Origin of the sequence: Salinicola sp. CR57 (assembly GCF_003206585.1) — a bacterium.
GTDB lineage: Bacteria > Pseudomonadota > Gammaproteobacteria > Pseudomonadales > Halomonadaceae > Salinicola > Salinicola lusitanus.
Genome location: NZ_PZJL01000005.1, coordinates 559372 through 583953 on the forward strand (window position 1 = coordinate 559372; position 24582 = coordinate 583953).

General features: G+C 62.9%; 24 protein-coding genes. 9 read left to right on the forward strand and 15 right to left on the reverse strand.

The genetic code is table 11. From position 1 onward, the window contains the following. Positions 1 to 44: 44 nt before the first annotated feature. Complete coding sequence (locus DOM56_RS09155) at positions 45 to 944, forward strand: RibD family protein (protein WP_232822235.1); 900 nt, start codon at positions 45 to 47, stop codon at positions 942 to 944. 5 nt (positions 945 to 949) lie between these two features. On the opposite strand, the gene DOM56_RS09160 is transcribed toward DOM56_RS09155, so the two are convergent. The 5 genes from DOM56_RS09160 to DOM56_RS09180 all read right to left on the reverse strand — a co-directional run bounded on the left by DOM56_RS09160 (position 950) and on the right by DOM56_RS09180 (position 5410). Continuing rightward, the gene (locus DOM56_RS09160; protein WP_157958190.1) at positions 950 to 1936 is read right to left on the reverse strand and encodes a lysylphosphatidylglycerol synthase transmembrane domain-containing protein; all 987 of its coding nucleotides are present in this window, start codon (positions 1934 to 1936) and stop codon (positions 950 to 952) included. After that, positions 1933 to 2859 carry a class I SAM-dependent methyltransferase gene (locus tag DOM56_RS09165; RefSeq protein ID WP_110708475.1) on the reverse strand — a complete coding sequence of 309 codons (927 nt, stop codon included), beginning with the start codon at positions 2857 to 2859 and terminating at the stop codon, positions 1933 to 1935. Before DOM56_RS09165 ends, DOM56_RS09160 begins: the two co-directional genes overlap by 4 nt. Then, positions 2859 to 3923 carry a glycosyltransferase family 4 protein gene (locus DOM56_RS09170; protein WP_110708476.1) on the reverse strand — a complete coding sequence of 355 codons (1065 nt, stop codon included), beginning with the start codon at positions 3921 to 3923 and terminating at the stop codon, positions 2859 to 2861. Before DOM56_RS09170 ends, DOM56_RS09165 begins: the two co-directional genes overlap by 1 nt. Next, complete coding sequence (locus tag DOM56_RS09175) at positions 3920 to 4318, reverse strand: 6-carboxytetrahydropterin synthase (protein WP_110708477.1); 399 nt, start codon at positions 4316 to 4318, stop codon at positions 3920 to 3922. The genes DOM56_RS09170 and DOM56_RS09175 overlap by 4 nt, the downstream gene beginning before the upstream one ends. A gap of 120 nt (positions 4319 to 4438) precedes the next feature. Continuing rightward, positions 4439 to 5410, reverse strand: a complete 972-nt coding sequence (locus DOM56_RS09180) for a zinc-binding alcohol dehydrogenase (protein WP_110708478.1) — start codon at positions 5408 to 5410, stop codon at positions 4439 to 4441. A 354-nt stretch (positions 5411 to 5764) separates the two neighbouring features. On the opposite strand from DOM56_RS09180, the gene DOM56_RS09185 reads away from it, so the two are divergent. Genes DOM56_RS09185 through DOM56_RS09195 form a run of 3 tightly spaced genes read left to right on the forward strand, consistent with a single transcriptional unit; the run spans position 5765 to position 8261 of the window. Beyond that, a complete protein-coding gene (locus DOM56_RS09185) occupies positions 5765 to 6526 on the forward strand; it encodes a CDP-alcohol phosphatidyltransferase family protein (protein ID WP_110708479.1) in 762 nt (253 codons plus the stop codon). Positions 6527 to 6581: 55 nt separating this feature from the next. Beyond that, positions 6582 to 7184: a YceI family protein gene (locus DOM56_RS09190; RefSeq protein WP_110708480.1), complete on the forward strand. Its 603-nt coding sequence runs from the start codon at positions 6582 to 6584 to the stop codon at positions 7182 to 7184. Positions 7185 to 7238: 54 nt separating this feature from the next. Continuing rightward, positions 7239 to 8261, forward strand: a complete 1023-nt coding sequence (locus DOM56_RS09195; protein ID WP_110598310.1) for a succinylglutamate desuccinylase/aspartoacylase family protein — start codon at positions 7239 to 7241, stop codon at positions 8259 to 8261. Here the strand turns inward: DOM56_RS09195 and dusA are convergent. After that, positions 8258 to 9310, reverse strand: coding sequence for a tRNA dihydrouridine(20/20a) synthase DusA (gene dusA, locus DOM56_RS09200; protein ID WP_198655732.1), 1053 nt, complete (start codon positions 9308 to 9310; stop codon positions 8258 to 8260). The genes DOM56_RS09195 and dusA overlap by 4 nt on opposite strands. 492 nt (positions 9311 to 9802) lie before the next feature. On the opposite strand from dusA, the gene DOM56_RS09210 reads away from it, so the two are divergent. The 5 genes from DOM56_RS09210 (at position 9803) to DOM56_RS09230 (ending at position 13373) form a co-directional block, all read left to right on the forward strand. Further along, the gene (locus tag DOM56_RS09210; RefSeq protein ID WP_110708483.1) at positions 9803 to 10675 is read left to right on the forward strand and encodes an arylamine N-acetyltransferase; all 873 of its coding nucleotides are present in this window, start codon (positions 9803 to 9805) and stop codon (positions 10673 to 10675) included. Positions 10676 to 10914: 239 nt separating this feature from the next. Continuing rightward, positions 10915 to 11283: a hypothetical protein gene (locus DOM56_RS09215; RefSeq protein ID WP_110708484.1), complete on the forward strand. Its 369-nt coding sequence runs from the start codon at positions 10915 to 10917 to the stop codon at positions 11281 to 11283. A 1068-nt stretch (positions 11284 to 12351) separates the two neighbouring features. After that, positions 12352 to 12813 carry a thermonuclease family protein gene (locus DOM56_RS09225; RefSeq protein WP_110708486.1) on the forward strand — a complete coding sequence of 154 codons (462 nt, stop codon included), beginning with the start codon at positions 12352 to 12354 and terminating at the stop codon, positions 12811 to 12813. 72 nt (positions 12814 to 12885) lie between these two features. Then, on the forward strand, positions 12886 to 13062 hold the full coding sequence (locus DOM56_RS19665) for a hypothetical protein (protein WP_157958191.1): 177 nt from the start codon (positions 12886 to 12888) through the stop codon (positions 13060 to 13062). Continuing rightward, complete coding sequence (locus DOM56_RS09230; RefSeq protein ID WP_110708487.1) at positions 13059 to 13373, forward strand: hypothetical protein; 315 nt, start codon at positions 13059 to 13061, stop codon at positions 13371 to 13373. The genes DOM56_RS19665 and DOM56_RS09230 overlap by 4 nt, the downstream gene beginning before the upstream one ends. Positions 13374 to 14505: 1132 nt before the next feature. Here DOM56_RS09230 and DOM56_RS19670 read toward each other — a convergent pair. Genes DOM56_RS19670 through DOM56_RS09280 form a run of 9 tightly spaced genes read right to left on the reverse strand, consistent with a single transcriptional unit; the run spans position 14506 to position 24565 of the window. Next, positions 14506 to 15567 carry a hypothetical protein gene (locus DOM56_RS19670; protein ID WP_157958192.1) on the reverse strand — a complete coding sequence of 354 codons (1062 nt, stop codon included), beginning with the start codon at positions 15565 to 15567 and terminating at the stop codon, positions 14506 to 14508. A gap of 57 nt (positions 15568 to 15624) precedes the next feature. Next, a complete protein-coding gene (locus DOM56_RS09245; protein ID WP_157958193.1) occupies positions 15625 to 15900 on the reverse strand; it encodes a hypothetical protein in 276 nt (91 codons plus the stop codon). A gap of 5 nt (positions 15901 to 15905) precedes the next feature. Further along, positions 15906 to 16571: a hypothetical protein gene (locus tag DOM56_RS09250; protein WP_157958194.1), complete on the reverse strand. Its 666-nt coding sequence runs from the start codon at positions 16569 to 16571 to the stop codon at positions 15906 to 15908. A gap of 38 nt (positions 16572 to 16609) precedes the next feature. After that, positions 16610 to 16981 (reverse strand): hypothetical protein, encoded by a 372-nt coding sequence (locus DOM56_RS09255; protein WP_110708492.1) that lies wholly within the window; start codon positions 16979 to 16981, stop codon positions 16610 to 16612. Then, complete coding sequence (locus DOM56_RS09260; RefSeq protein WP_110708493.1) at positions 16981 to 19824, reverse strand: DUF1983 domain-containing protein; 2844 nt, start codon at positions 19822 to 19824, stop codon at positions 16981 to 16983. The genes DOM56_RS09255 and DOM56_RS09260 overlap by 1 nt, the downstream gene beginning before the upstream one ends. Beyond that, on the reverse strand, positions 19808 to 20221 hold the full coding sequence (locus tag DOM56_RS09265; RefSeq protein WP_110708494.1) for a hypothetical protein: 414 nt from the start codon (positions 20219 to 20221) through the stop codon (positions 19808 to 19810). The genes DOM56_RS09260 and DOM56_RS09265 overlap by 17 nt, the downstream gene beginning before the upstream one ends. A gap of 2 nt (positions 20222 to 20223) precedes the next feature. Continuing rightward, entirely contained in the window at positions 20224 to 20820 is a 597-nt protein-coding gene (locus DOM56_RS09270; protein ID WP_198655733.1) for a hypothetical protein, read from the reverse strand. Further along, the gene (locus tag DOM56_RS09275; protein WP_110708495.1) at positions 20820 to 21410 is read right to left on the reverse strand and encodes a hypothetical protein; all 591 of its coding nucleotides are present in this window, start codon (positions 21408 to 21410) and stop codon (positions 20820 to 20822) included. Before DOM56_RS09275 ends, DOM56_RS09270 begins: the two co-directional genes overlap by 1 nt. 2 nt (positions 21411 to 21412) lie before the next feature. Further along, a complete protein-coding gene (locus DOM56_RS09280; RefSeq protein WP_110708496.1) occupies positions 21413 to 24565 on the reverse strand; it encodes a tape measure protein in 3153 nt (1050 codons plus the stop codon). Positions 24566 to 24582: the final 17 nt, after the last annotated feature.

Genomic DNA, 24582 nt, shown 5'->3' on the forward strand with positions numbered 1-24582 from the left:
GCGATCTTTGCTACGCTGTGATGCCGTCTGGCCAAGGAATGACCGTGACTGCCTCGTCCGATAATCCCGCCCACGCCGTTGAATCCACCGTATCCGTCGTCCTGGCCTGGCGCTGGCTTCGCCAGGTGGCGGCCCTGACCCGTGACGACACGTTCGACGGGACCGTCGTCGATGGGCATCATCGCCTGGAAGTCGACGCCGACGGCGGCTGGCGCTGCAGCCACCCGGTCGACGAGGAGGCCGGGCAACTGCTGTCGATCTGGTTGCCGTGGTGCACGACCTCGGTGCGCCGGGGGCCGTGCGTCATCGCCCAGTTGGGCCAGAGCCTGGATGGCCGTATCGCGACGGTCACCGGGGCTTCCCATTACGTGACCGGAAAGCCGAGCCTGGTCCACCTGCATCGAATGCGGGCGCTGGTCGACGCGGTCGTCGTCGGTGCCGGTACGGTCGACGCCGACGACCCGCAGTTGACCGTGCGTCATGTCGAGGGCGACAACCCGCTGCGGGTGGTGCTCGACCCGCGAGGGCGGGTACCGGCCGATCGCCACGTCTTCCGCCAGCCGGCGGCGCCGACCTGGCATCTCGTCAACGAGGGCGTCGAGGGCCACGGGCTCGCGGCGCATGTCGGCGTCAAGTCGTTGCCGCCGGAGGCGGCGGGCTTCGACCCCGCGAGGGTTCTGGCGCTGCTGGCCGAGCAAGGCCATCGTCGGATCCTGATCGAAGGTGGCGGGCTGACGATTTCCCGCTTTCTCGAGGCGGACTGTCTCGACCGCCTGCACAGTGTCGTCGCCCCCATGCTGATCGGATCCGGCCGCCCGGCGCTGACGCTGCCGGAGATCGAGACGCTGGACGTGGCACTGCGGCCAGCCTGTCGCCATTTCTGCCTCGGCCGGGACATGCTGTTCGATCTCGACCTGCGTGATCGAACGCCAGCGGAGTCCTGATCTCATCAGGGATGCCCCTCCGATGCCAGCTTGCGGCGAGGCGAGACTGCCTGGCTCGCCCGACGGTCCCACAGCAGCACTCCCAATCCCGGCAGGCTGGCGGCGAGCACGAGCAGGCCGTAGGCCACCGACAGCGCGACGCCCTCCTGGGCCGGCAGGCCGGCCAGGGGCCAGATCAACGCGGCGGCTCCTTCCCGAAGCCCCCAACCGGCGACGGTCAAGGGGATCGCCATGGCCATCAGCAGGGGCGGGATCAGCGGCAGCAGCTGTGAGACCGGCCGCTGGAGGCCGAGGGCCTGGGCGGCGCAGAGAAAGACCGCGACGTAGGTGGCGATGACCAGCAGCGAGCTGACCAGTTGGGCGGGCCATACCGACGCCGTCAGCAACGCCCGCCTGACGTCCCGGCCGAAGGTTGCCAGAGCCGTCCCGGGTCGTCGCTTCGAGACGCCGACGATGACGCCGACCAGCAGCAGTGCCGCCAGCAGCAGCCAGGCCAGGGTCGTCGTCCAGGGTTGCCATGCCCGAGCGATCCCGTGGCGTAGCGCCGGCGAGAGCGAGATGGCGGCGACCGCCACCAGCAGCAGCGCCACCTGGCCGGAGGCGCGCTCGATGATTACGGCGCGCACCGCCGGTCCTGAGGGCGATGACTGGCCGTCACCGGCGTTCGTCGGGGCGTTGCCGTGGCGCCAGGCTCGAGCCGCGTCCCCCAGGACGCCACCCGGCAGGACCTGATTCAGGAAGGTGGCCAGGTAGTACTCGCGGATGGCCGTGGGCCACTGTAGCGCGATGCCGACCCGATGCGCGGTCATTCGCCAGCGCCAGGCCGAGATCGCGATCTGGGGGAGGCCAAGCAGGACCGCAAGCGCAATCCAGGCCGGCGACAGCGCCGTGAGTCTCTCCAGCAACTGGCCGGTATCCAGTCTCCACGCCAGTATGCCCAGCAGCGCCAGCGTCACGGCCAGCCGCAGCCACGGCGACAGCCACCGATTCACGCTCGCGCTCCCGGGTGCGTTGCATCGGCCGGGGTCGCCAGCAGGTCCCGGTGACCCACGGTCAAGGTCACCCGGCCACGCCGCAGGTCGTCGAGATGGCGGCCATGCCACTGGTCGACTCGGTCCCGCTGCTGTGGCAGTTGCTCGTGAAGCGACTGGCGCCAGCCCGCCATCAGCGCTTCGGCGAGAGGCTGCGACTCCGGCCCGAGTCGCCAGGGGGAGGCGGCTTCACGGATATGGTAGCCGCGACGGTGGAAGCTCTCGCGAAGTCTGCGGGGGGCCTCACCGCCTACCGCCGGGCCACCCCCCTTGTCGCGATGCTGGTGGGCCTGGAGCGCGGCGAGCATGAAGCGATCGTCGTCGTCGTAGAGCGCGCTGCCACTGGCATCGTGGAAACGGATCAGGCCATCGATACTGAGCGCGAACAGCACCGCACAGCCGCTACGCTGGCAGGCATCAGCCATTGCCTCGAGGGCGTCGACCGTCAGCAGGTCGAACAGCGCCGAGGCGGTGACTAGATCGGCGTCTTCCAGGCCGTGTTGCCAGGCCGCCGTCAGGCTCAGTTGATCGGTCTCGAGATGGATCGGCTGGCCGTCGGCACTCGCCAGCGACTCGCAGCGCTGTCGGGCCTGGGCGAGCAGCCCGGCGTCGTGATCGATCAGCCGCCACTGCTGGGCGCCCTGCAGGCGCGGGGCCAGATAGCGCAGATTGGAGCCGCTGCCGCAGCCGAGGTCGACCACGGTGCGCCGTGTCTCGAACGACCGGGTGTCCTGCGCCGGGTTCGTTGCGGCGCGGCGCACCAGCCACTGGTCTGCGGCGTGGGTGAGCTGGGCGTCGCGTGCCCTGTGATCGGTGGGCTCCCTCAGCGTCAGCCATTGATCGCTGAACAGCGCGTCGGTGGCGGGGGGCGTCGAGGTCGGCATCAGCGCGTTGCCTCTCTCGTGTCCGAGCGCTTCAGGGCCTGACCGAAGGCGGCGGCGGCAGCGTGCCAGTCGGTCAGGGTATCGCGACACGCCCTGGCCCCCTCCCGGCAGCGCTGGTAGGTCTCCGGATCTTCCAGCATGCGTTCGAGCGCGTCACGCAGCGCCACCACGTCCCCCGGTGCCACCTTGATACCGGCGCCGTCGGGCAGCGTATGGGCCAGGGCGCCGCCCGTCGTGGTGACGACCGGCAGGCCATGGGCGAGCGCTTCGGTGACCACCATGCCGTAGCCTTCGTAGTGCGAGGGCAGCACGAAGAGATCGGCTTGCCGGTAATGCTCGGACAGGCGCTCGGTGGGCTGCGAGCCCAGTAGCCGGATACGTTCGCCCAACTGGTGTTCGTCGATGATCTCGCGCACCTTGGCGACGTAGGTGTCGGCTCGGTCCAGCGCGCCGATCAGATCGCACTGCCACGGCAGCGCGGTCAAGCCTGCCAGCGCTTCGACCAGCAGATCCTGGCCCTTGCGCGGCGTCACCGTCGCAATGCACAGCAGGCGAGGCGTACCGCTGCCGTCGCCGCTCGCCAGGGGGCCGGGCTCGACGCCAGGCTCGATGACCGCGATCTTGTCGGCCGGCACCTGAAAGTCGCGAAGCCGACGAGCGGTGAAGACGCTGGTGACGATGACGCTCCCCGCTGCGGCCAGGGCGCGGGTCTCGCTGACGCGGAAGCGCTGCTGCTCCGGTGCGCCCAGGCCGGTTTCGTCGGCGAGGGGATGGTGCACCAGTGCGGTGATGGATAGCCGCGAAGCGTGACGCTCGACGATGGCCGGTAGCCCGCCCATGGTAAGCCCGTCGATCACGGCCCGACTGCCGTCCGCCAGTGCGGTCAAGGCGCTGTCCAGGGCGTGGGCGGCGACGGCGTCCGGCTCGGGAAAGCGCCCCTCGAGCCCGATCACGTCGATGGTCCAGCCGGTGGCGCGCAGCGCCTCGACGATGCGCGCATCGTAGACGTAGCCACCGGTCAACTGGCCGGGGTCGCCGGCGACGATCAGCGTGAAGTCGCTCATAACCCCCCTTCGTAACTCGCCCAGGCCACGTGGGACTCGTGCAGGGTCACGGTCAGGGCAGTGAGATGGCGGGCGCCGTCACCCAGCTCACCCTCGCGAATGGCGTGGGAGAGTCGGTCGAATACGACCTTGGCCATGAATTCGGTGGTGGTGTTGCGGCCCTTGAATTCGCCGATCTCGTCGAGGTTGCCCAGGGTGAATTCACCGAGCACTCGTTTCAGCGTTTCGCTGGCCAGACCGATATCGACGACGAGATCGTCCTGGTCGAGTTCGGGACGCTTGAAGGTGGCGTCGACCACGTAAGTCGCACCGTGAAGCTTCTGCGCCGGGCCGAAGGTCTCGCTGTTGAAGCTGTGGGCGATCATCATGTGATCGCGAACGGTCAGGCTGAACATCCTCTCGCTCCTTGCTGAAGTGGCCGTATGGGGCCGTTGCCGAATTTGCGTCTTGCTGTCCCTGGCGAACCTGCCCGGCGAAGCGTGCGATACCGGGCCGGCATCATGAGGTACGTCGGGTCAGCCGTAGCGGATGCGCTGGCAGAGCGTATCGTCGTCACGCTGACTCAGTCGCTTGAGCGTTTCGGGGAGATCCCGGAAATGGCTTTCTCCGCTGATCAGCACGTCCAGACAGTCGTGATCGAGTAGCGCCAGCGCCAGTGCCAGTCGCCGCTGATGATTCCAGCGAGGGCGGTGTCCGGGCGATACGCTGCCGACCTGGCTGGAGCGCAGCGTCAGACGGCGGGCGTGAAACGCCTCGCCGAGCGGCAGGTTGACCTCGCGGCTGCCGTACCAGCTCATTTCCAGTACGGTGGCCTCGAACCCCGCCAGCGAGAGGGCACTCTGCAGACCGGCATTCGACGCGCTGGCGTGCACGACCAGATCCTGTTCGGCCTCGGCGGTTTCAGGGGTGTGGAAGTCCACTCCCAGCGCCTCGCCGAGGAAGCGCTTGCGCTCGTCGATATCGATCAACTGGACGCGGGTCCCGGGCAATCGGGCGCAGAGCCAGGCCACCAGGGCACCGACGACGCCGGCGCCGACGACGCTGATCCGGTCGCCGATTCCTGGCGCCGCGTCCCACAGGGCGTTGAGAGCCGTTTCCATGTTGGCGCCGAGTACCGCGCGCTGCGGGGGCACGCCGGGCGGCAGCGGCACGACGTCGTCGACGCCGACCCGGTAGTGGGTCTGGTGGGGGTGAAGGCAGTAGACGTATCGCCCGTGCCAGTCATGCGCGCCCTGCTCGACGACGCCAACATTGGAGTAGCCGTACTTAACCGGGCCGGGGAACTCGCCGCTTTGAAAGGGCGCCCGCATCCGCTGGTATTCACTCGCCGGTACCTGGCCATTGAAGACCAGCGTCTCGCTGCCCCGGCTGATGGCGGAGTAACAGGTGCGGATCATCAAGTCGCCGCTGACACTCAGCTCGGCCTGGCGAATTTCGCCGTTACCGTTGCCGAGAGACCAGAAGGCGTGAGCGTAAGGCGTCGTCATTGCGGTATCCGTTCCTTGAGGGCAGATCGGGGTGGCGGCTCGTCGTCCTGCTGACAGTATGGCAGAGTGTGACGAGTTGGAATTGTACAAATGGTGTACAAAAATTAAGCTATGAACAAGATTTACTCGCTCCGATGGCGCCGTCGGGAGACTGCCGGGGCGAAGTGGGCGGCCTGGAAGTCGGTCAGCTCTGGGCGTTGCCGGCCCCGTCGACCGCCACGGTGACCCGTCACTCTCGCAAATCGGTCAAACTGCATCCAAACTTGTACCGGTAGCGTATCGGTTAGGAAGGGCATCGCGATCCGGCGTCACGACAGGTCGGGGTGCGAGCCATCATCAGGGAGGAGGTCGCCGATGCGACACTCATCGACACGTATCTCGGCAGCGGTTTCTCGGCGGGGCAGATCCCTGCGCGGCTGGGTCGAGATGGCCGCGGGGCTCGCCATGGTCGGCCTGCTCACCGAGTGGGTGCACTGGGCTTTCTCGGCGCCCTCGGGCCTGCGCCTCACGGCCGGCGGCATTTATCTGGCGATCGCCACGGCGGTGCTCTGGGCCTGGCCAGCCTCGCGGCAGGGGCTCGGCTGGGCGAACCGTGTCACCCTGCTCCGAGCGGTGCTGATCGCGGTCGTCGCTGGCGTCGTGGTCTATCCAGATTTCATCCAGCGCCACGCCGAAGGGATCGCGGCGTTGTCGCTGCTGGCACTGGCCCTCGATGGGATCGATGGCTGGGTGGCGCGGCGAACCGGGTCGTCGAGCGCCTTCGGCGCGCGATTCGACATGGAGCTGGACGCGTTTTTCATCGTCGTGCTGTGCGTGGCGTTGATCGCCCTGGACAAGGTGGGGGCCTGGATCCTGGTCATCGGGCTGGCCCGCTACGTATTTCTGGTCGCCGGGTTCTACTCGCCGTGGCTCAATCGCGCCCTGCCCGAGAGCTATTTCCGCAAGACGGTCTGCGTCTGGCAGGTGTCGACGCTGATGGTCTGCCTGCTTCCCTTCGTCGAACCGGCGTGGGCGACCGCTTTCACGCTGATAGCGGCACTACTGCTGGTCCTCTCGTTCGGCCGTGACATCGTCTGGCTCTGGCGTCGTCGTCCTGCCGGCGACATCGAGCTGTGAGCGGCATCGCCGTTTCGCGCGATATTTGGGTCGATTTCCCCGCAAGGAGGCCGTCATGAGACGCGCTTGGCTGAATCTTCTCCCCGCGCTGGTGCTGCTGGCGTCGCCGCCGGCAAGCGCCGAGCCGCAGCGCTTCGATATCGATCCCGAACACTTCTCCATCGCGTTCATGGTGGATCATCTGGGTTACGAGAACCTGCTTGGACAGTTCCTGGAGGGCGAGGGCACTTTCGTCTATGACCGGGAGGCGCAGAGGTTGATCTCGGCAGAGGTCACGATCCAGTCCACCAGCGTCTTCACCAATCTCGGTGCTCGCGACGAGCATCTGCGGGGGCGCGACTTTCTGGACGCGGGCAGTCATCCGCGGATACATTTCGTGGCCACGGATTTCGAGCCCTCCTCCCCGACGACCGGTACGCTGAATGGCAAGCTCACGCTGCTGGGACGTACCGAGCCGGTCACGCTGGACGTCACGTTGAACCGGGACGCTGTCTATCCGTTCGGGCACAGGCGGCCCACGCTGGGATTGTCGGTCCGTGGCGCTCTCGATCGCAGTGACTGGGGGATGGATTACGGCGTCGACAACGGTATGGTCGGTGATCATGTGACGCTGATCTTCGAGCTGGAAGCGATCCAGCGGGATGCCCCCTCCCGCTGACGTGAGGGTTTCACGATCTCGTCACTACCGACCCAACCATTGTCAAGGATTGTCATGGCGCAGGAAGCCTTCACCCTCGTCGGCGAGCGAATCGAACCGGGCACGCGCCGGCAGGTCGATGTCCCGGTGGCCAAGCTCTATACCCACGCCCCGATGCATATTCCGGTAGAGGTAGTTCACGGTCGCCAGCCTGGCCCGGTGTTGCTGGTCTGCGGCGCGATTCACGGCGACGAGCTCAACGGCGTCGAGATCGTGCGCCGGCTGTTACGGCTGCCGAACCTATCGCGATTGCGCGGGACGCTGATCGCCGTACCCGTCGTCAATGTCTTCGGCTTCGTCCAGCAGTCGCGCTACCTGCCGGACCGGCGCGACCTCAATCGCTGCTTCCCGGGAAGTGAGGGCGGATCGCTGGGCTCTCGCATCGCCGCACTGATGCGGGAGGAGATGGTCGATCGGGCCACTCACATCATCGACTTGCACACCGGTGCCATTCACCGTACCAACTTGCCCCAGATTCGTTCCCAACTGCGCCAGAACCGCGAAACCCAGGCCATGGCCGAGGCGTTCGGCGTACCGGTGATCCTCAATGCAGAGCTTCGCGAGGGGAGCCTGCGCGAATACGCCCAGAATCGTGGCGTGCCCGTGCTCACCTACGAGGCTGGCGAGGCGCTGCGCTTCGACGAGTGGGCGATCGCGCCTGGCGTGAGGGGGATCCGGCGTGTGATGCGCCTGATCGGCATGCTGCCGGCCGACAGCCGCCGACGCACGCCGCCCCCCGCCGAAGTGGCCAACGGTTCGAGCTGGGCCAGGGCGCCCATCGATGGCATTCTGAGGCCGCGCGTCAGACTGGGCGCGCGGGTCGCCAAGCATCAGTCGCTGGGCGTGGTGGCCGATCCCTTCGGCAACGATGAGGCGCCGGTCGTGGCCAATGCCGATGGCATCGTCATCGGCATGAGCAACCTGCCGCTGGTCAACGAGGGCGAGGCGCTGTTTCACGTCGCCCGCTACCAGGAGATCGACGATGTCGAGAACGCGGTGGAGAGCTTCCAGTCGCGTTACGAGACGACCGGCTTCTAGGCGCGCTCCCGGGCCGGCTCGGCCAGCCGACGCTCGTCGACCAGGCCGATGGCGTCATCGTAGATGCTGATACCGGCACCCTCCTTGTGGGCGCTTTCCGAAAGATAGCGCCGGAAGCGCCTGCCGCCGGCACAGCCCTGGAACAGCCCCAGCAGGTGCCGGGTGATGTGGTTGAGCTTGACGCCTTCGGCCAGCCGTTCCATCACGTAGGGACGAAAGGCCCGCGCCGCCTCGTGGCGGCTGGTGGCCGGCGGCTCGACACCGTAGAGGGTGCTGTCGACATCGGCCAGCAGCCACGGATTCTGGTAGGCCTCCCGGCCGATCATCACGCTATCTGCGCCAGCGTCGAGATGCCCCCTGCAGGCCTCCAGCGTCTTGATACCGCCATTGATCCCGATGTGCAGTTCGGGGTGCTGTGCCTTGAGTCGGTAAATGCGGGGATAGTTGAGCGGCGGGACGTCGCGATTTTCCTTGGGGGAGAGCCCCTGGAGCCACGCCTTGCGGGCGTGCACGATGAAGGTATCGCAGCCGGCGTCGGCGACCCGATCGATGAAGCGCTCGAGATCGGCATCTTCGTCCTGGTCGTCGATCCCGATGCGACACTTCACCGTGACGGGAATCGATACCGCGCGACGCATGGCGGCGACGGCTTCGGCCACCTTGTCGGGATAACCCATCAGGCAGGCGCCGATCAGGTTGTTCTGCACCCGATCGCTCGGACAGCCCACGTTGAGATTGACCTCGTCGTAGCCCCACGCTTCGGCGATGGCCGCGCATTCGGCCAGTTCACCGGGATCGCTGCCACCCAATTGCAGCGCCAGCGGATGCTCTACGGCGTCGTAACCCAGGAAACGCTCCCGCGGCGAGCCATGCAGAATCGCGCCGGTGGTGACCATCTCCGTATACAGCAGTGCGCGGCGGGTCAGACAGCGGGCGAAGGCACGGTAGTCCCGGGTGGTCCAGTCCATCATCGGCGCGACGGAGAAAGTCCTGTCCAGCGCGGATCGCGTGGTTGTAGCGTTTCCGCGGTTTGTGGCGTTTTCGGTCATGGCCATAGCTGGTAATATTTACAGTGGTTTTGGCGCGTTTTGCGGGTCGTGTCGTCACAAATCTGGCACCGCGAGGCATCCGGATTTGTCACATTCCGGGAGGAGGCTGTGGCCACCATCGTCAAGCCGCAAAAGAAGGGCGGCAGTTTCTCATACCTGGCTCGGATCCGCATCGCCCGCCGAGGGAGCGGGGATTATACAGAGTCGCGGAGCTTCCCGCGCAAGACGATGGCCGAGGAGTGGGCCAAGCGCCGCGAGCTGGAGCTCAGCGCGCCGTCCTTCTCGATGCGGTGCTCCGACATAGGTGGATCCAGCCAAGGCCGGGCTCGGGTGACACAGCGATCAGGGAGCACGGGTATCGTCGTTCATTGCGGTATCCGCCAGGCTCTCTTGGAAGGATTTCTCGAGCGGGCGTCCAACGGGCCATCACGGGCTTGACCTCAAGTAAAGTCGAGGAATTACGCTGCGCTCGTCGTTCAGAGGAGCTCCATCATGTCAGCTATCGTTCCACTCTCCGGCCAGGCGATGGCCAGCGTCGATCTGTCAGCCTATTTGAAGCGCATTGGACTCTCGGGTGCCTTGCCCCCCACGCTGGGGACGCTGCGTTCCATCATTGCCCATCACATGGCTTCCATTCCCTTCGAGGCTATCGATGTATTGCTGGGGCGGGAGATATCACTCGATCCGAACGCCGTCGATGACAAGATGCTTCGCCAGCAACGGGGAGGCTACTGTTTCGAACACGCCAACCTGCTGCAGCGTGTGCTGCAAGCGCTGGGGTATTCGGTGGAAACCCATCTGGCCCGGGTGTGGGTCGGCCACGAGCTGGAGGGCCCCGCCCCGGCAGCGACACACGCATCCTTGAAAGTGGTGGTGGACGACGCCCTGTGGTTGGTGGATGTCGGTTTCGGCAGTTTCATGCCCAATGAGCCGCTCCTTTGGCAGCCGGAGCGTTCCCAGCAGTATGCCTACGGCGCTTATCGGCTGCGCAAGACGATGAGCGGCTTCATGGTCGAGTCACATCATGATCACGCCTGGCAGGCCCTGTACGAGATTCTCGATTTTCCCTGGGAGTCCATCGATTACCAGATGGCCAACCACTACGTGTCCCGCTACCCGACATCACACTTTCGCAGTCGGTTGATGGTAGCGATGACCACACCCGAAGCGCGTTATACCTTGGCGAGCAATCGGTTGAAGGTGGCACGGGTGACGGGAGAGGTCGAAGAGCGCTACCTCTCGGTCGAGGAGATGATCGACGCCCTTGGCGAACGATTCGGATTGAATGTCGAATCCTGCTGGATTCCGGTACTGGAGCGCATCGTCGCTTCAGCACAGAGCCAGGACGAAGCCGCGTCTCCATGAGCAAGATGGGAGCGTACCCGTGCCAGGCGTCGTCTCTGGAAGAGCCATCACGCCAGCCGCGCGAGAGGCCAGTGCCCCCGTGCGCGGTGCTCATGGCTTGACCTATCGATTCTGGCGATAGTCGCTTTCGAGGCTTTCGATTCGCACGCTAACTGTCTCGTTCTCATAATGTCATCAACGGTCAGGGCCAAGTGGCCAACCGAAGAAAGAAAACGAAAAAAGTCATTGGAGAACGAATCATGAAAACTGCCATTCTTGCCGCCATCGCACTGGCCATCGCGCTGCCCGCTGCCGCTCAGGCCAATAGCGCTCAAGCCGAAGAAGCTTTTGCCAGCCAGCACCAGGCACTGAACGTACAGCAAACTTCCGAGTTCCAGGCGCTGCCGACCCAGTATCGTGTCAATCCGGTCAATGGTGGCCACAGCGCGGCCGCAGACGAGGCCTTGACCTATGTCTCCGTCAGCACCATGCACGCTACCGATGTCCCGGCAGGTAATGAAGACCTGATCGGTGGCGGGCAGAGCGTTGCTGCCGCCCAGGCGCTGCAGAGTGTTGGCCAGCCAACGGGGCGCGGCCATGTCGAAATGACGTTTGCCAGCATCGACTGAGCGTCGAGCAGGATCGCAATCGCAGAGCATTCTGTCTCGCGCCTCGAGAGTTCGGGGCGCCTTTGAGAGGCTTCTCGTCGTCTCCAACCGCCCTGGCCATTCCCCCTGGCCGGGGTTTTTTCTGTCCCGCCGGTCCGGCTTCAACGCGCCGTCGAGCGGATGTGCCGGACGGCGGAATTTGGTTGCGATGTCCTCGGATGGAGGCGACTTGCGGATCGGGACGTTCGGGCCATGCGCGGCGATTTCGAGGCGCGCGGCGCCAAGTCCGGGGCGTCGAGTTCAAGTCATCGGGATGCTGGCCGATAGAACAGTCACCAGACGGTCTGGGGCGCGAGTTCAGTGCCGGTAACCGGGCGGATGTCGATTCGTATCCGCTATGGGTTTGTGTCGCTTCCCTGCGACGACTTCGACCTGGTGCATATGGCGTCTCTTTCCGTGTGCCACCGGGTCGCTTTTTCTTCCACATTTCGTCCCGTCACGCCCACCAGAAGGTGTTTTCTGGGCTCATCCTCATGGCAGAAAACCGACAGCCCGGCTGCATTACCGAGGTACCGATCTGGCTCGGGGTATCGTGCGAGAGAGTCGAAACAGGTGGAAATGAGGGGAGATGATTATTGATTGATGGTCGGTAGCAAATCGGAAGATGGTGCCCGGAGTCGGGCTCGAACCGACACGGTGTTGCCACCGAGGGATTTTAAGTTCGTTTTGAACTATGCACGGGCTGCGCTTGCAATGCGGTCTACAGCAATATCAAACACTTAGGCTCTCGCTATATTTCCAATCAGTGCCATGGCAGCATGTTCTATGCGACCAAACTGCGACCACAGAGCGTCACGCGCCAAGCGACCACGCTTGGCAGGTAACGTTCGGAGGTGGCGATATGCATCACGTAGTGCATTAGGGAATGGAGAGTCGAGCGCCCATCGAAGAAGTTGAGCGATGCGGTGGTAAGGCGAAGGTGGGAACGGAGTTCGATATCGTCGACATGTCGCACATTGTTGAGCGACGTGAGGGCAAAGAGATCCCTGCTCGATTTAGGGCGAAGGTTACCGCAGTTGGAGAGCACCATTGCGACTACGTGGTCCTGCATCAATTGCGTTGATTCTTCTGTCGTTCTCAGCTTCAGCAGCCACCCCAGTTCACGTCACCGATGTCGTGGACGGCGACACGATCCGCGTCCGCGTCGACGGCAACGTGCCTGGCTGGGACGTGTTCGACGTGCGGCTGATCGGCGTCAACACTCCAGAAAAGCGCTCGCGCTGCGATACCGACGAAGAAAGGGTGACGGAGAGAGAGATGGCCGCGCGCGCCGAGAACTATGTGCGCGACCGGATTGATGAGGCGGGGACCATTGAGGTCGACCGGGAGGGAGAGGATTCATTCAATCGAGCCCTGGGCGTCGTTCTGCTCAATGGCCAATCGCTCAATGACGATCTGCTCAAGGAAGGGTGGGCGTTGCCGTACCGTCCAGGTACCCATGGCAAGCAGTGGTGCGGTGATGCGCAAAAAGACGCATATCCCCTCAAATAGCTGAATTCATCTATTCGACGGCGACCCAGCAATGCCTGATACTGTCTGGATATACAGTATTGGGAAAGCGTTATGCGCCAGAATTCCCCACCTGAAACCATTGCGGTCGAATGCCGGCATTGCCTCGCCAGGGAAAGCGCCGACAGCGTCGGCGATATCACCGGGTTCGTGTTGAGTGTTGACGGCACTCCGGTCCATTGCCGGTGGTGTGGCGGTGATACCGATTCGTTGTTCGGTGACGAGCCGTGAACTATCGAGCGGCGCTTGAGCGCTGGGCAGAGAATCGCCGGAACCGGGACTGGAACGAGGGCACACCGCCCCACGATCAGTGGATCGAGTATCACGCGACACACGCGCAGTTCGTCTACAGCGGGCGCTGCCGAATCGATCAGCTCGACGATGACGACATGCTGTCAATCGGCACGCACGCGCACGTGCTGATTGACCCGGGCCGGGCGCAGATACGCTTCCTGTTCTGGCGCCCGGCGGCGGTGGAAGCTGAGTGGGGCCCGCGACGGATGGACCTTATCAGTGGAGAGGCTCGGATGCATCCACTCTAAGGTCAAGTGCTCCCAGAACACGCCCACTATGGAAACGACGAGCTTGTCCTGTCACTCTACGGCTACAGGGATCTATCGACGGTAAGGCAATTAAATGAGTAACCCCGATTTTTTATGCATCGGAGCACAGAAGGCCGGCACCACATGGCTTCACTCGATGTTAGACCAACGCCCCGACATACACATGGGGCCATTCAAAGAAACTCACTTCTTTAACCACAGGTTCATACCCGAACATAGAAAGTGGACGCGGTGGCACGTACGGATGGGGGTGAAAAAAGCGCTCAAGGAGCATCTACGTACTGAAGGAGCGCCAAACCACTCATATTTGGCATTATTATCGGAACTAGTTGATCCGAAGTTAATGTTTTCAGACGAATGGTACAAGCGCTTCTACTCACATAAGTCCGGGATTGAAAGAATCTGTGGCGATATAACTCCTGAATATTGCGCACTGCCAGCTCATGGTATTTCTTATCTAAAGGAATTCTGCAGAACACCAAAAATAATATACATTATACGAGATCCATACCAACGAGCACTGTCGCAATTAAGAATGGCCGCAAGTCGAAAGTACAAAAACAAGAGGATAGGGATAGATTGGTTATCTTTGGTGGATGGCACCCCTATAATGCATAGAGGTGACTATCGGAGCTACATCCCAAACTGGGAGTCAATTTTCGGCACTGAAAACATCCTTTATATTCCATTTAAGGATATTTCAAAAAACTCAAAAGCAGTTATGACAGCTGTAGAGAGTCACTTAGGATTAAGTCCTTTCACCTATAGCGTAATGTCGAGCCGCGTGCACGCAACGAGGTCTGCTAGGATCCCAAGAAAAGCACGCAGGCAAGTTGAGGTGTTGGTTCAGGATCAATATCCATTCCTGCGTTCGAGGTTCGGCGAGGAGTTTCTGAATCGAATTTAGATCCTGAGCGTCAGACTTTCCCACGTCACCGCGCGTGCTTCCCGGGCCGTCTCCGCAAGCTAGATCATCCATTCTCCCCGTCGCCGCATTGCATAGTACTTCAGCGACGCGGCATGGCAGGTCTCCGGCGCCATTGCGGCCTTTCATAACCGCTAATAGAACCGGCGATAATCGAGTCCCGATAATTCCGGGCGCTCCTATCCTCTACCCCTCGGTCGATACTTCATCGCTAGCGCCAGAATCGTCCACCGGTTCTGTCGCAGGCATCTTCAACCTCAGGTCGATCCACCGCCCGTCGGGGATGTCGACCGGATCACCAGCCACAATCATCGCGGTCTCGTAGTCGAACCGTCGGCCGAAGGTGCGCACAGTGATAGTGCCATCGTCGGCCGTTTCGGTCTCGACGAAGCAGAGCCGGTTCCCATTGACGTCCTGCGGGATCTCGATCGTCCATCCATCATCGGCGAAGCCAAGCGAGCCGCTGACGGTGTAGAAGCCGATGTTATCGTGCGATGCTGTCACACCCTCGGCTTCACTATTATATGCGCCACACCCATCTGCGATGAAGCCGTCTCCGAAAGCATACTCCGCCTCATTTGCTAGCCTAAATATTGGAGAAGCTGATTTTAGAAATCCATTAGAATCAATTGTGGTGTTATTGGTCGAATAGGCGTAGCTCCATTCTCCGTAGCCACCTGATGTAGCATATCTCCAACAAATTTTTCCAGATCCGCGACCGATCGCTATTTGCGATTTATATCCACCTGGTGATCCGTTAGCTCCGATCAGAACCATTCCAGACGTTTCACCTGGGGGAGGTGTACCTGTAGTTGTCCCGTTAGAGACGTTATAAAAATATACTCCTGTAGGATAGGTTGTATCGTCTAAATTGTTGATCTGTATGCCGCTATTAAGCCCCCATCCCTGCTTGTTAATTTCCGTGAGCGCTGCGCTAGAAAAACCAATCCCGGCGCGAACACTCGCAGCATTCCCCAACTGCCCTGCATTGACGGCGGCTTCGATGGTCGAGTAAAGCGATAGCGATTTGAGAGACAATGCAACGCGTACCGCCGCCGCTTCTCCCACTCCAATCTGATCCAGCGTATCAGCACCGGCCGCGAGACCAAGACTTTCCCCCTGCGCGATATTATCCAGCGCCATTAAAGCTTTAGCTAGGTCGGTGTACTTCAGCCTCTCTGAATCAACCTCTTGAATAAGCAGGTTGACCACCTCATTGAGCTGATCCTGATTCGATGCTGTTGCCATGTTTCCTCCAGGCATAAAAAAACCGCCTCAAAGGCGGTTTATAACTGAATGATTCGATCAGCGGATGATTACGGCCGCTGTTGGCAGGCAGCGCCAGTGATCGCCGCAGCGCAGCCTGACGTGATCGCCGATTTCACCCATGGTGAAAATCGGGCCTGTGAATACTTGCCCGTCGGGGGTGATCCCAGTGAGGTGGCAGTAGCCCTCATTACCGAGCGCGCCGTCGATATCGCAGCGCTGAACCTGGGTGAGTGTGACGGGGACGTCGTGATAGCCGCTGCTCGCGCACCCTCCTAGCAGCAGCAGAGCAGCCATGCCGATTGTCTTTTTCATTATGATCATCCGTAGTTCGCAGGTAGCCGACTCGTGTCGATGACGATCAGCTTGTTGTCGATTTTCTGCAGCAGGCTAAAACCCGCCGAGTTCCCGTAATCTCCGGAGAACACATAAGACACAACGGCATTTCCGCCGGAAATCTTGACTGCTTCTTTATGGGTAGATGGCGCCCCGCCTTGTCCTGCTTGATTCCAGACCCTATTGAGTGTTTTGGCGATGGCCCGATTGCTGCCTACGGTTCCGGCGGTGTAGGTATTGGATCGCGTCGGATTGCCCGCTGGCACATTGAGGAAGTCGACGACATCCATCAGATACCAGTCGCTATGGAAGACGACGTTGCCGCTACTGTCGTAGACCTCCACGCCGCTATTCCCCCGTGGAGCAACCCACTGATCGAATATGTAATACTGTATCTGCGCATTTACACTATTACACGTTAGTTTTAGATAGGTCCGGCCATTGCTGCCGTAGGGTAGGAACTCACCCTTTGGCCTGACGATCTCCGCCGCGCACGCCGTCGAGCTCTGAATTGCCGCGATGGGGTTGCTGTAACCGGTGATATCCAGCATCCCGACGTAGTCATTGAGCCCGAACGTGTTCTGCGAACATGTCAGCTTGCCAGCGCGCCTCAGGCTGTAGACGATCGATTCATCATCGATCTGCAGCACGTTCCCATCGTGGGTGAAAACCTGGAATCCGGCTGGCATCAGAAAATCCCATAGTTCAGGTAGCTATCCCCGGCCTGTTCGCCGTAGCCGACGGTGGCACCATTCCAGGCGCGCACGGTGTCGGCGTCCCATTGCCAGCTAAGCGTGGTACCCGAGAGCGTCACATCCGGCCCCAGCGCTGCCCAGCCGTCATAGAACGCCTTGGCATTACCACTAGGGGTGAAGAAATAGAACAGTTGGCCCTGGCCCAAGCGGGCGTCAGTCAGGCTACCGTTCAGCCCCGAGGGAATGCCGCCGGATCCTGTGAGCGAAAAGCTGGGGAAGTAGACCCGCCCCAGCACTTTCGGCAATCGGGTGGTGAGATCCAGTGCGAGGCCATTGGCGTTCCAGGTCTGAAGTCCTACCGGCATCACCACACCCCCATACGCACGCGCAGCGCTCCGTTCGAATCCCTGACCGTGGCCAAAGGCCCTTTGATGCTGAAGCTGCCGTTATCCTCGGCATTCAGTTCGAACGAGCCATCGGAGTTGAAGGCAAACGCAGGACGACCATCCACGGTGACCGGAGAGCGGACGCGTTGGGCGATCAGGTTGGCGACATCGATGTAAGCCGCTTTCAGCTTGTCGCCATCAAACACCAGGTTGCCGTTAGAGGACCGCAGCTTGGTCACGACCAGGGAGTCGATCAGCGCCTCGGGAATCACGACCCGCCCATCGGACACGACGAAGGCCGTCACCAGCTCCCCGGAAACCGGGTTGAGGATCGCGAACTGATCGGCGATGGCGATGATCTCGGCAAGCTCTCCGTCGACCTGAATGCCGAGCAGCGCCTTGTGTCCATTGACGGTCACAGTGGTTACGGCCTGAGCGATGATGCCGGTCTCCGGATCAACGATCGCCGACACGCGCTGATCGACTTGAGCGATATTGCCGTCGGCTTCCGCACGGTATTGATCGACGCTCTGCGCCAGCGCGCTATCGGCCTGGCTGAGCGCGGTCAGTCGGTTGTCGACTGTCGCCTTGTTGCCGCTGAAGTCAGTCGAGAGCGTGTCGACGCGCTGCGAGATCGCGAGGCGACCATTGGCCTCGACGATGCGGTCTGTATCCTGCTGCGCCGCGCCGTTCATTGCCTGGGCCCGCAGCCCCAAATACCGGATTGCCTGCATCCGCTCTTCGCGCTCGATGATCTGCTGCAACTCATCGATTCGGGCGCCCTGGTCCTCCGGGTCAAGCGCGTCAACTTGCGCCTTCAGATCGTCGATGGACTGCTGCGCTTCCGTGATTGCCTCGTAGCTCTCGTCCAGGCCGTTCTGGAATTGATCGGCCAGGCCGCCGGGGCGGTAGATGTCGTCGTTGACCGCCGAGATGACGTCATCGAAGTTCTCGCTGGTCGTCACTGAGACGGCGAACCAATCACTGGCACCATAGGCGTTGATGCCCCGGACCCAGTAGTAGAGCTCCTGGCCAGGCGAGCGCCCGGTGTGGGTGATCGTATCGCCACGGCCGAGATATTCGGCATCGCTGAATACGTTGGTCACACCCCAGCGGTATTCCCATGTCCCGCCGCCCAGGCTGTCGCCGTCGGCGAGCACCGGCACCAGCAGCACGTTGGTGCGGTCGACCTGGGTGATAACCCGAGCGGGCTGCGGAGGATTGAGCACGCTGAATGCGATCGTCGCCGGGCCGGACGTTGATTGCAGGCCACGCGCATTGACGTTGGCGGTGTAGTCCCCGGCGCCAAGTCCGGACAGGGTGCAGGTCGTAGCGCCGCTGGGCGTCTTGGCTGCCTGGACCACCTCGGTGCCGCGCAGGATCACGACGTTGTAGTCGATCGCGGCATTGACCGGGTCCCAGGTCAGCCGGCCTTGCACGACCTCGCCGATAGTCTCGACGGTGTAACGCAGATTGGTCGGCGATCCGATGCCACCGGTAGGCGTCTGGATGATCGACAGGTAATCGAATGGCTCGCCCACGGCATCGTCGTAGAACTCGGGCAATTCCTGGCGCACGACGACACGCACGCCTTCCTTCGCGGAGAAGCGCCACTCAAGCACTTTAAATTCGCCGCTAACGTTGATCGTCGGGAGATCCACGTTGATCACTCGACCGGGGCGGAATTGGTAACCGGCGTGATTGAGCGGGATCTCGAGCTGACCGCCGGCGCGCTGCCGGCGCAGCTTGATGTTGGCCAGGCGCTGGCTCTGGTGGGTGTTGGGCGAAAAGGGCGTATCGAGGGTGTCAGTGTTCTCGCCGCCGTCCTCGGCCACCCACTCATCCACGGTCACGGTGGGGTAGCTGGTTTCTTCCCATAGATCGGTGGGGGAGTTCCATTTACCGGCGACGCTGTTGATCGCGTCGCGGCGGCTGACCTCCGTGCGCCCGGTGACGCTGCCCACCACCATGTCTTCGGTGATCGTGGCCACGGCCGGCCCGTAGTAGGCGCCGACCTCGACGCCCCAGTATCCGCCGACACGCCGGGTGGTGCCGCCGAAGTTCTCTTCCAGGCTGGCGAGCGTCTCATCCTTGCGCTGATCGGCTTTGTAGACGCCACCGATGGCGTAGCGCTTGCGGTAGACGCCGTCCGGGTCGGCGACGCTCTCGTCGGCGATGTTGGCCGCCGCGGACCATGCGTCCCAGACGATGAACTGATCAGTGACGCCCAGGCGGTTGCGAACATAGTCGAGGGTGCACAGCACGGCGTTGTCGCTGTAGCCGGTCTGGCCGGTGCGAGGGTCGTAGATGTTGCGGTTGCCGCGCACGACGAAAAGCAGATCGGGAATGCCGGTTGCGAACTTGTCCTTGTCGAACGTCAGCGTAACGCGCACCCAACTGACGCCACGGCCGACCTGGCTGTCTTTCCAGTCAGGGCAGTTGGCAAGCATGAAGGGGTCAGGCGTCGAGCGATCGACGTGCAACTCCCAGTCGACGAGATTGCCGTATTGGCTCACGGGCTCCTGGTTGACGTAGATCTGCTCAATGCCGTCGATCTCGCCCTCGGCGAGCAGGTAGGCAAGGTGCAGCTTCTCGCGCTTGGCGCCGTCGCCCGGCTCCTCCTGAGCCCAGAACAGCACGCCGCCGGTGGCGGTACGGCCGTAGATGAAGTGAGCGGGCTCTTTGCCGCTCCGGATCGTCTGCTTGGTGTTGCCGGTGTCGCTCGCAGCCTTGGGCTTGTCGATGCCCGGCGCCAGGATCTTGCTGATCGGCTTGAAGACGGCCGAAAACACCTTCGAGACGGCATCAACCGCTTTTGACATCGTCGACTCTCCAGTAAGCGGTGGGGCGGGCGCGGGTGATCGATACGCCGTTAGGCGTCATGGCCCATATCTCGCCGGCGAACAGCACGCCAACGCATAGGCCGTCGGGCGACTCGAACAGGCAGACGTCGCCGCGTCCGGCGAGCGCGGGCCCGATGCGGTCGAAGTGGCTGTCCAGCACGGCCTCGATGCTGCCGTGGCCACGCTTCACGGCGGCGAAAGCGCCCCGGCGGGATCGGTACTTGCCGCGATACGGGCCGGACGGGTCGACGCCGCACACAGCGATGCAGCAGTCAGAGACGAAAAGGCAGCAATCCAGCTCGCCCCACGAAAAAGGGCGCCCGGAGGCGCCCTTGATGGTCTGCTGTAGCCGCGTGGGCCAGTCGTGATGTCGCATCGCTACCTCGGATAGCTGAAGCCGGGAGAATCCTTCTTGGCTCCCCAGTAGATGGCCCAGTTGGCGAGCTGGGCGACGGCGTACAGCAGCCGGTCGCCGCCGTGCCGCGCGCGGTGGCTGTTGTCCGACCAGACTTCGGTGCCTTTGCGTTGCCAGAGCACCATCTGGTCGGTCAGCTTCACGCTGATGGCGTTCTCGTCGGCGTTGCCGCCGTAGGACAGGTCGGCGGCGTCCATCAGACCGTCGAACAGAACGTCGGCGACCAGCTCGCCGTCTTCGCCCAGGGCAACCAGGTAAAGCCGCCCGGGGCGGTCCCTGCATCGATCCTGGAGCGTGTCCTTGGCGACATCGTTGTCCCAGCCGGAGAGGGTGAGCGTGACGCTGCCCGGGCTGGACGAGCCGCCCTGGTCTGCCACCTCGCCGACTTTGCCCAGCGTCCCGATGCCGGTATACGTCTGGCCGTTGATGACCAGCAGCCCGGTGCCGGTGTGCGCCCGCGCCGGGCCGTCCTTGAACTCGAGCTCGGCGGCGTAGAGGAGTCGCACCTGCGGCCTGGCCATCATCTCGATCATGGATTCGGAGTAGGGGAACGCGTCCATCAGAATGCCTCGCGGGCTTGCAGGGTGATGCCGGCTTGGCCGACCTGGCGGCGGATTGGGTTGCCGCTGCTCGCCAGCCGCATGACGCAGTACGGCGAGGCGTACTCGATCGGCGCGGCGCTGGCCGGCGCTTCCCGGATCCACATGTTGAGCGGCAGCAGGGCGTCGCCATTGGCATCGCTCTCCACGTCTTCTGGCATCTGGAACATCTGGTCGGCGACGGTGATGTAGTCGCCGGCGCGCAGCACCAAGCGGGACGCTTTCCAGAGGCGCGTTTGCAGGCGAATGCCGGTCTGGTTGGCGCCGTCCACGATCGGGTTGCCGACGTCGCCGAGCGTGTGCCGGTAGCGGCGGTCTCGGAAGCGAAACCAACCGGTACGCCCACGCAGCCGCCCCAACGTAGCAGCCAGAAGCCGCTCCTTGTCGCGGCCCAGCGGCGGCAGTGTCATCGAAAGCTGCCAGTAGTCGCCCGGGAAGCTGACGATCTGCTGGGCGTTCGAGAAGATGCTGGTGAACGCCATGTCGTTGTAGGCCACGCCGAACTCGCTGGATTGCGGCGCCAACTCGGCGGGCCAGTCGATTGTTGCCATGCTTAGACTCCGTAGGCCCGGCGAACGGGCCCGTTCTCGTAGGCGTCCTCGAGCATGATCTGGATGATTTGCTCGCGGTTCGGCCCTTCCGACTGACTGACACGGGCGTTTTCTGCGCCCTGGCCGTAGAGCTGCACGGTGACGCTCGGCACGCCGCCGCCACCTGACTGCATATCGCGGTTGGACGTCACGGTGCCGTTGCGCCCGGGGAGCAGATAGGAGCGTGTGCCGTCGCTGTACATCTCCGGCTTACCGTCCTCCGTGACTCGGTACGCGCTGCCAGCGTTGACGTTGCCGCCGTACTGTCGACCTCCGGCAACAGCCAGGCCGGAGGCGAGGGCGGTCGTCGACGAGAGGGCGGCCGCAGCCGGTATGGCGTTTCCGCCCATGGTGGCCAGAGAGACCATCGCCGCCGCCGGCGCGTAGGAGGCCGCGATAGTCGCCCCGGTGGCAGCGGCCGTAGCCGCCGCCGCGGACTGGTAGGCGCTACCCATCGCCGCATTGATCGCCATCTGCACGCCGAGCTTGATGAACGACTGCAACAGGCTGGCGACTACGGTTCGCCCGATCTCGGCAAGAATGTCGTTCAGCCCCTCGCCGCGGCTCATGGCGTTGACGAAGGTCGAGCTGACAGTGTCATCCAGGTTGACGAACGACTCGGCCAGCGAGTCGCCCAGGAACTTCATCGGCTGGGCTGCGTTCTGCTGGAACTCGGCCAGCTTCGCCGAGACCTGCTGGGTGAATCCGGTGAGCTGCTGGATGCGGGCGGTCTGATACGCCAGCTCGGCGTCTTTCATCGCCTGCTGGTGGTTCTGGACCGAGGCCAACTCCTGAGCCTGGGCATTCAGCATGTCGACCTGCTTCTGCTGCTCGACCCTCAGCAGCATGTCGCGCTGCTCCTGGCCACCCATGCGCGTGTTGTCGATGACTTTCTGGCGCCGCTTGGCGTACTCGGCCTCGACCCGCGCGGTGGCGCTGCGCAGATCTCCCAACTCCTGGTCGTGGTACTCCTTCAGGGCCTTCTGGCGCGCAGACTGGTTCTTGATCAGCGCCTGCATCTGCTCGTCGCTGCCAGCTTCGGTGATGTCCAGAATCTCGCGATGCTGCTCGTCGTACTGCTGGTTGATCTGCTGGATGCCGGTGGCGTTGATGCCGGCGAGACGGTCGTTCAGCGACTGCATCTCCCGCGCGCGCAGGTCACCGCTGCGCTTCAGCAGGCTTTGCTGCTGCGCACTGCCCTTTGAGGTGTGCTCCAGGATGATCTTGTTGCGCTCGGCGTACTCGCGCTCGATAGTCTCGCGCTCGCTTTCGAGCTGCTGCTTGATCCGCTGGAAGGTCTTCTCGGCCGCGCCGACGTCACCATCAGTGCCGGTTCCACCACCAGCGTCCGGGCCCTCATCATCTCCCAGTGCCTTCAAGCTTTCGTTGAGTGACTCTGTCGCCTTCTGGGTAATCTGTATCTCTTCGTTGATGCCCCGCAGCTTCTGGAACTGGGACTTTCTGGCCTTACCAGCAGCATCATCGGCAGAGCTTGAATTGCGCAGTGGCCCCGGCACGTTGTACCGGTCGTTGATGCTATCGATCTCGTCACGAGCGTCGCGAGCCGCCTGCTGCAGGCCGATCATCTTGGTCTGCATCTGGCTCAGACCGTTTTGCAGCGCGGCCCGGCTATTCTTGTCGAAAGCCTCGGTGAGACCCTCGACTGCAGTCTTGGCGCGCTGAGTGGGGGCGTGCAGCTTCTCGATGTCGTCACGGAACAGCACCAGGGCCGAGCCAACGGCGATCAGAATGCCCACCGGGCCGCCCAGCAGTGCAAGAGCAGTTCGCAGACCGCTCACGGCGAACGTGGCGCCCCTGGCCACCACACTTGTAGCTTTGATGGCCTTATTGGCTTTGGCCTGCTGCGAGGCCACCATTGCCGCTGCGCCATTCTCGGCATTCTGCGCCGTAGCCAGGCGTCCCTTGGCCGCCGCCAGAGCATTGTCGATCTCGAGCAACTGGCGCTTGATCGCTACCTGTTGCCCAGTGGTCTTGGCGCTGGCCAGCGCAGCGGCGTAATAGGCGCGGTCCGCTTCGATCTCGGCAATAGTCGACCTGGTAGCAGCCGCGGCTGCCGCTGCCTTTTCGTGATAGGCGAGCGCTGACTGCACAGATGCCTTTGCCGCCTCCCTATCGGCTGCAGCCTGACGCACCGCAGCGCCGGCGAGTGCTAGATGGGCAATGGCCCCGGCACCCAGGGCATTAGCGTAGCGCCCGGCGATCACGCCAGCGATCGCTACCGCCGATGCCGCCAGCCCATCAACGTGATTGGAGAGGGTGACAACACTCTGCCCCAGATTGCCGATAACGCCTTGGGCGCTCTCCGACGAGCCCATGAAGCTGATCATGTTGTTGCGGGCGATGGTCAGGCTGTCGGAGAACGAGTTGGTGGCCTGGCCCGCCTCTTTGTCGATGGTCTTCGAGTAGGAGAGAACCGCTTTGATCAGTTGGTTGGTCGAGAGCTTGCCCTCGGCGCCCAGCTTCTTCAGTTCGATGGTGCTCTTGCCGGTCGAGACGCGCAGCGCATCCAGCAGCAGCGGCGCCTGATCCATGATCGTGTTGAATTCCTGCCCCTGCAGGATGCCGGCGTTGAACGATTGCGAGAGTTGCAGGATCAGCGCTGAGGCGCCCTGGGCGCTGGCACCATTGGCGCGCAAGCTCTTAGACGTCAGATCGACGAAGCGAGTCAGGTTTTCCTGCTCATAGCCGAGCCCGCGAGTGGCCCGCGCCACCTTGGTGTAGAGCTCGGCGGTATCCTCGATGTTGATCGCCGAGCGATTGGCCACGGCCAGCAGTTCGCGGTTGACGGCAGTCAGCTCGCGCGTGCCGCTGGTCACCTGGCGCAGTTGGTTCTGCGTGCGCGTCCAGGCGTCGGCATAGCTAATGATCTGGCGCACCGAGAGAGCGGCCGTGATAGCGCTGACGATGCCCTTGAGGCGAAAGCCGGAAGTAGCGGTGGCATCGAAGCTGGCACCCAAGCGGCGGCTGGCCTTATCGCCCCGTCCCAGGGAGCGCTCGATTCGCTTGGAGGAGCTGTCAACGTCGCGCTGGGCGCGCAGCAGCCCCTCGGTGCGCCCATCCACTTCATACCAGATGGTGCCGACCGATCCGTCCATTCATTTTCTCCAGGCAA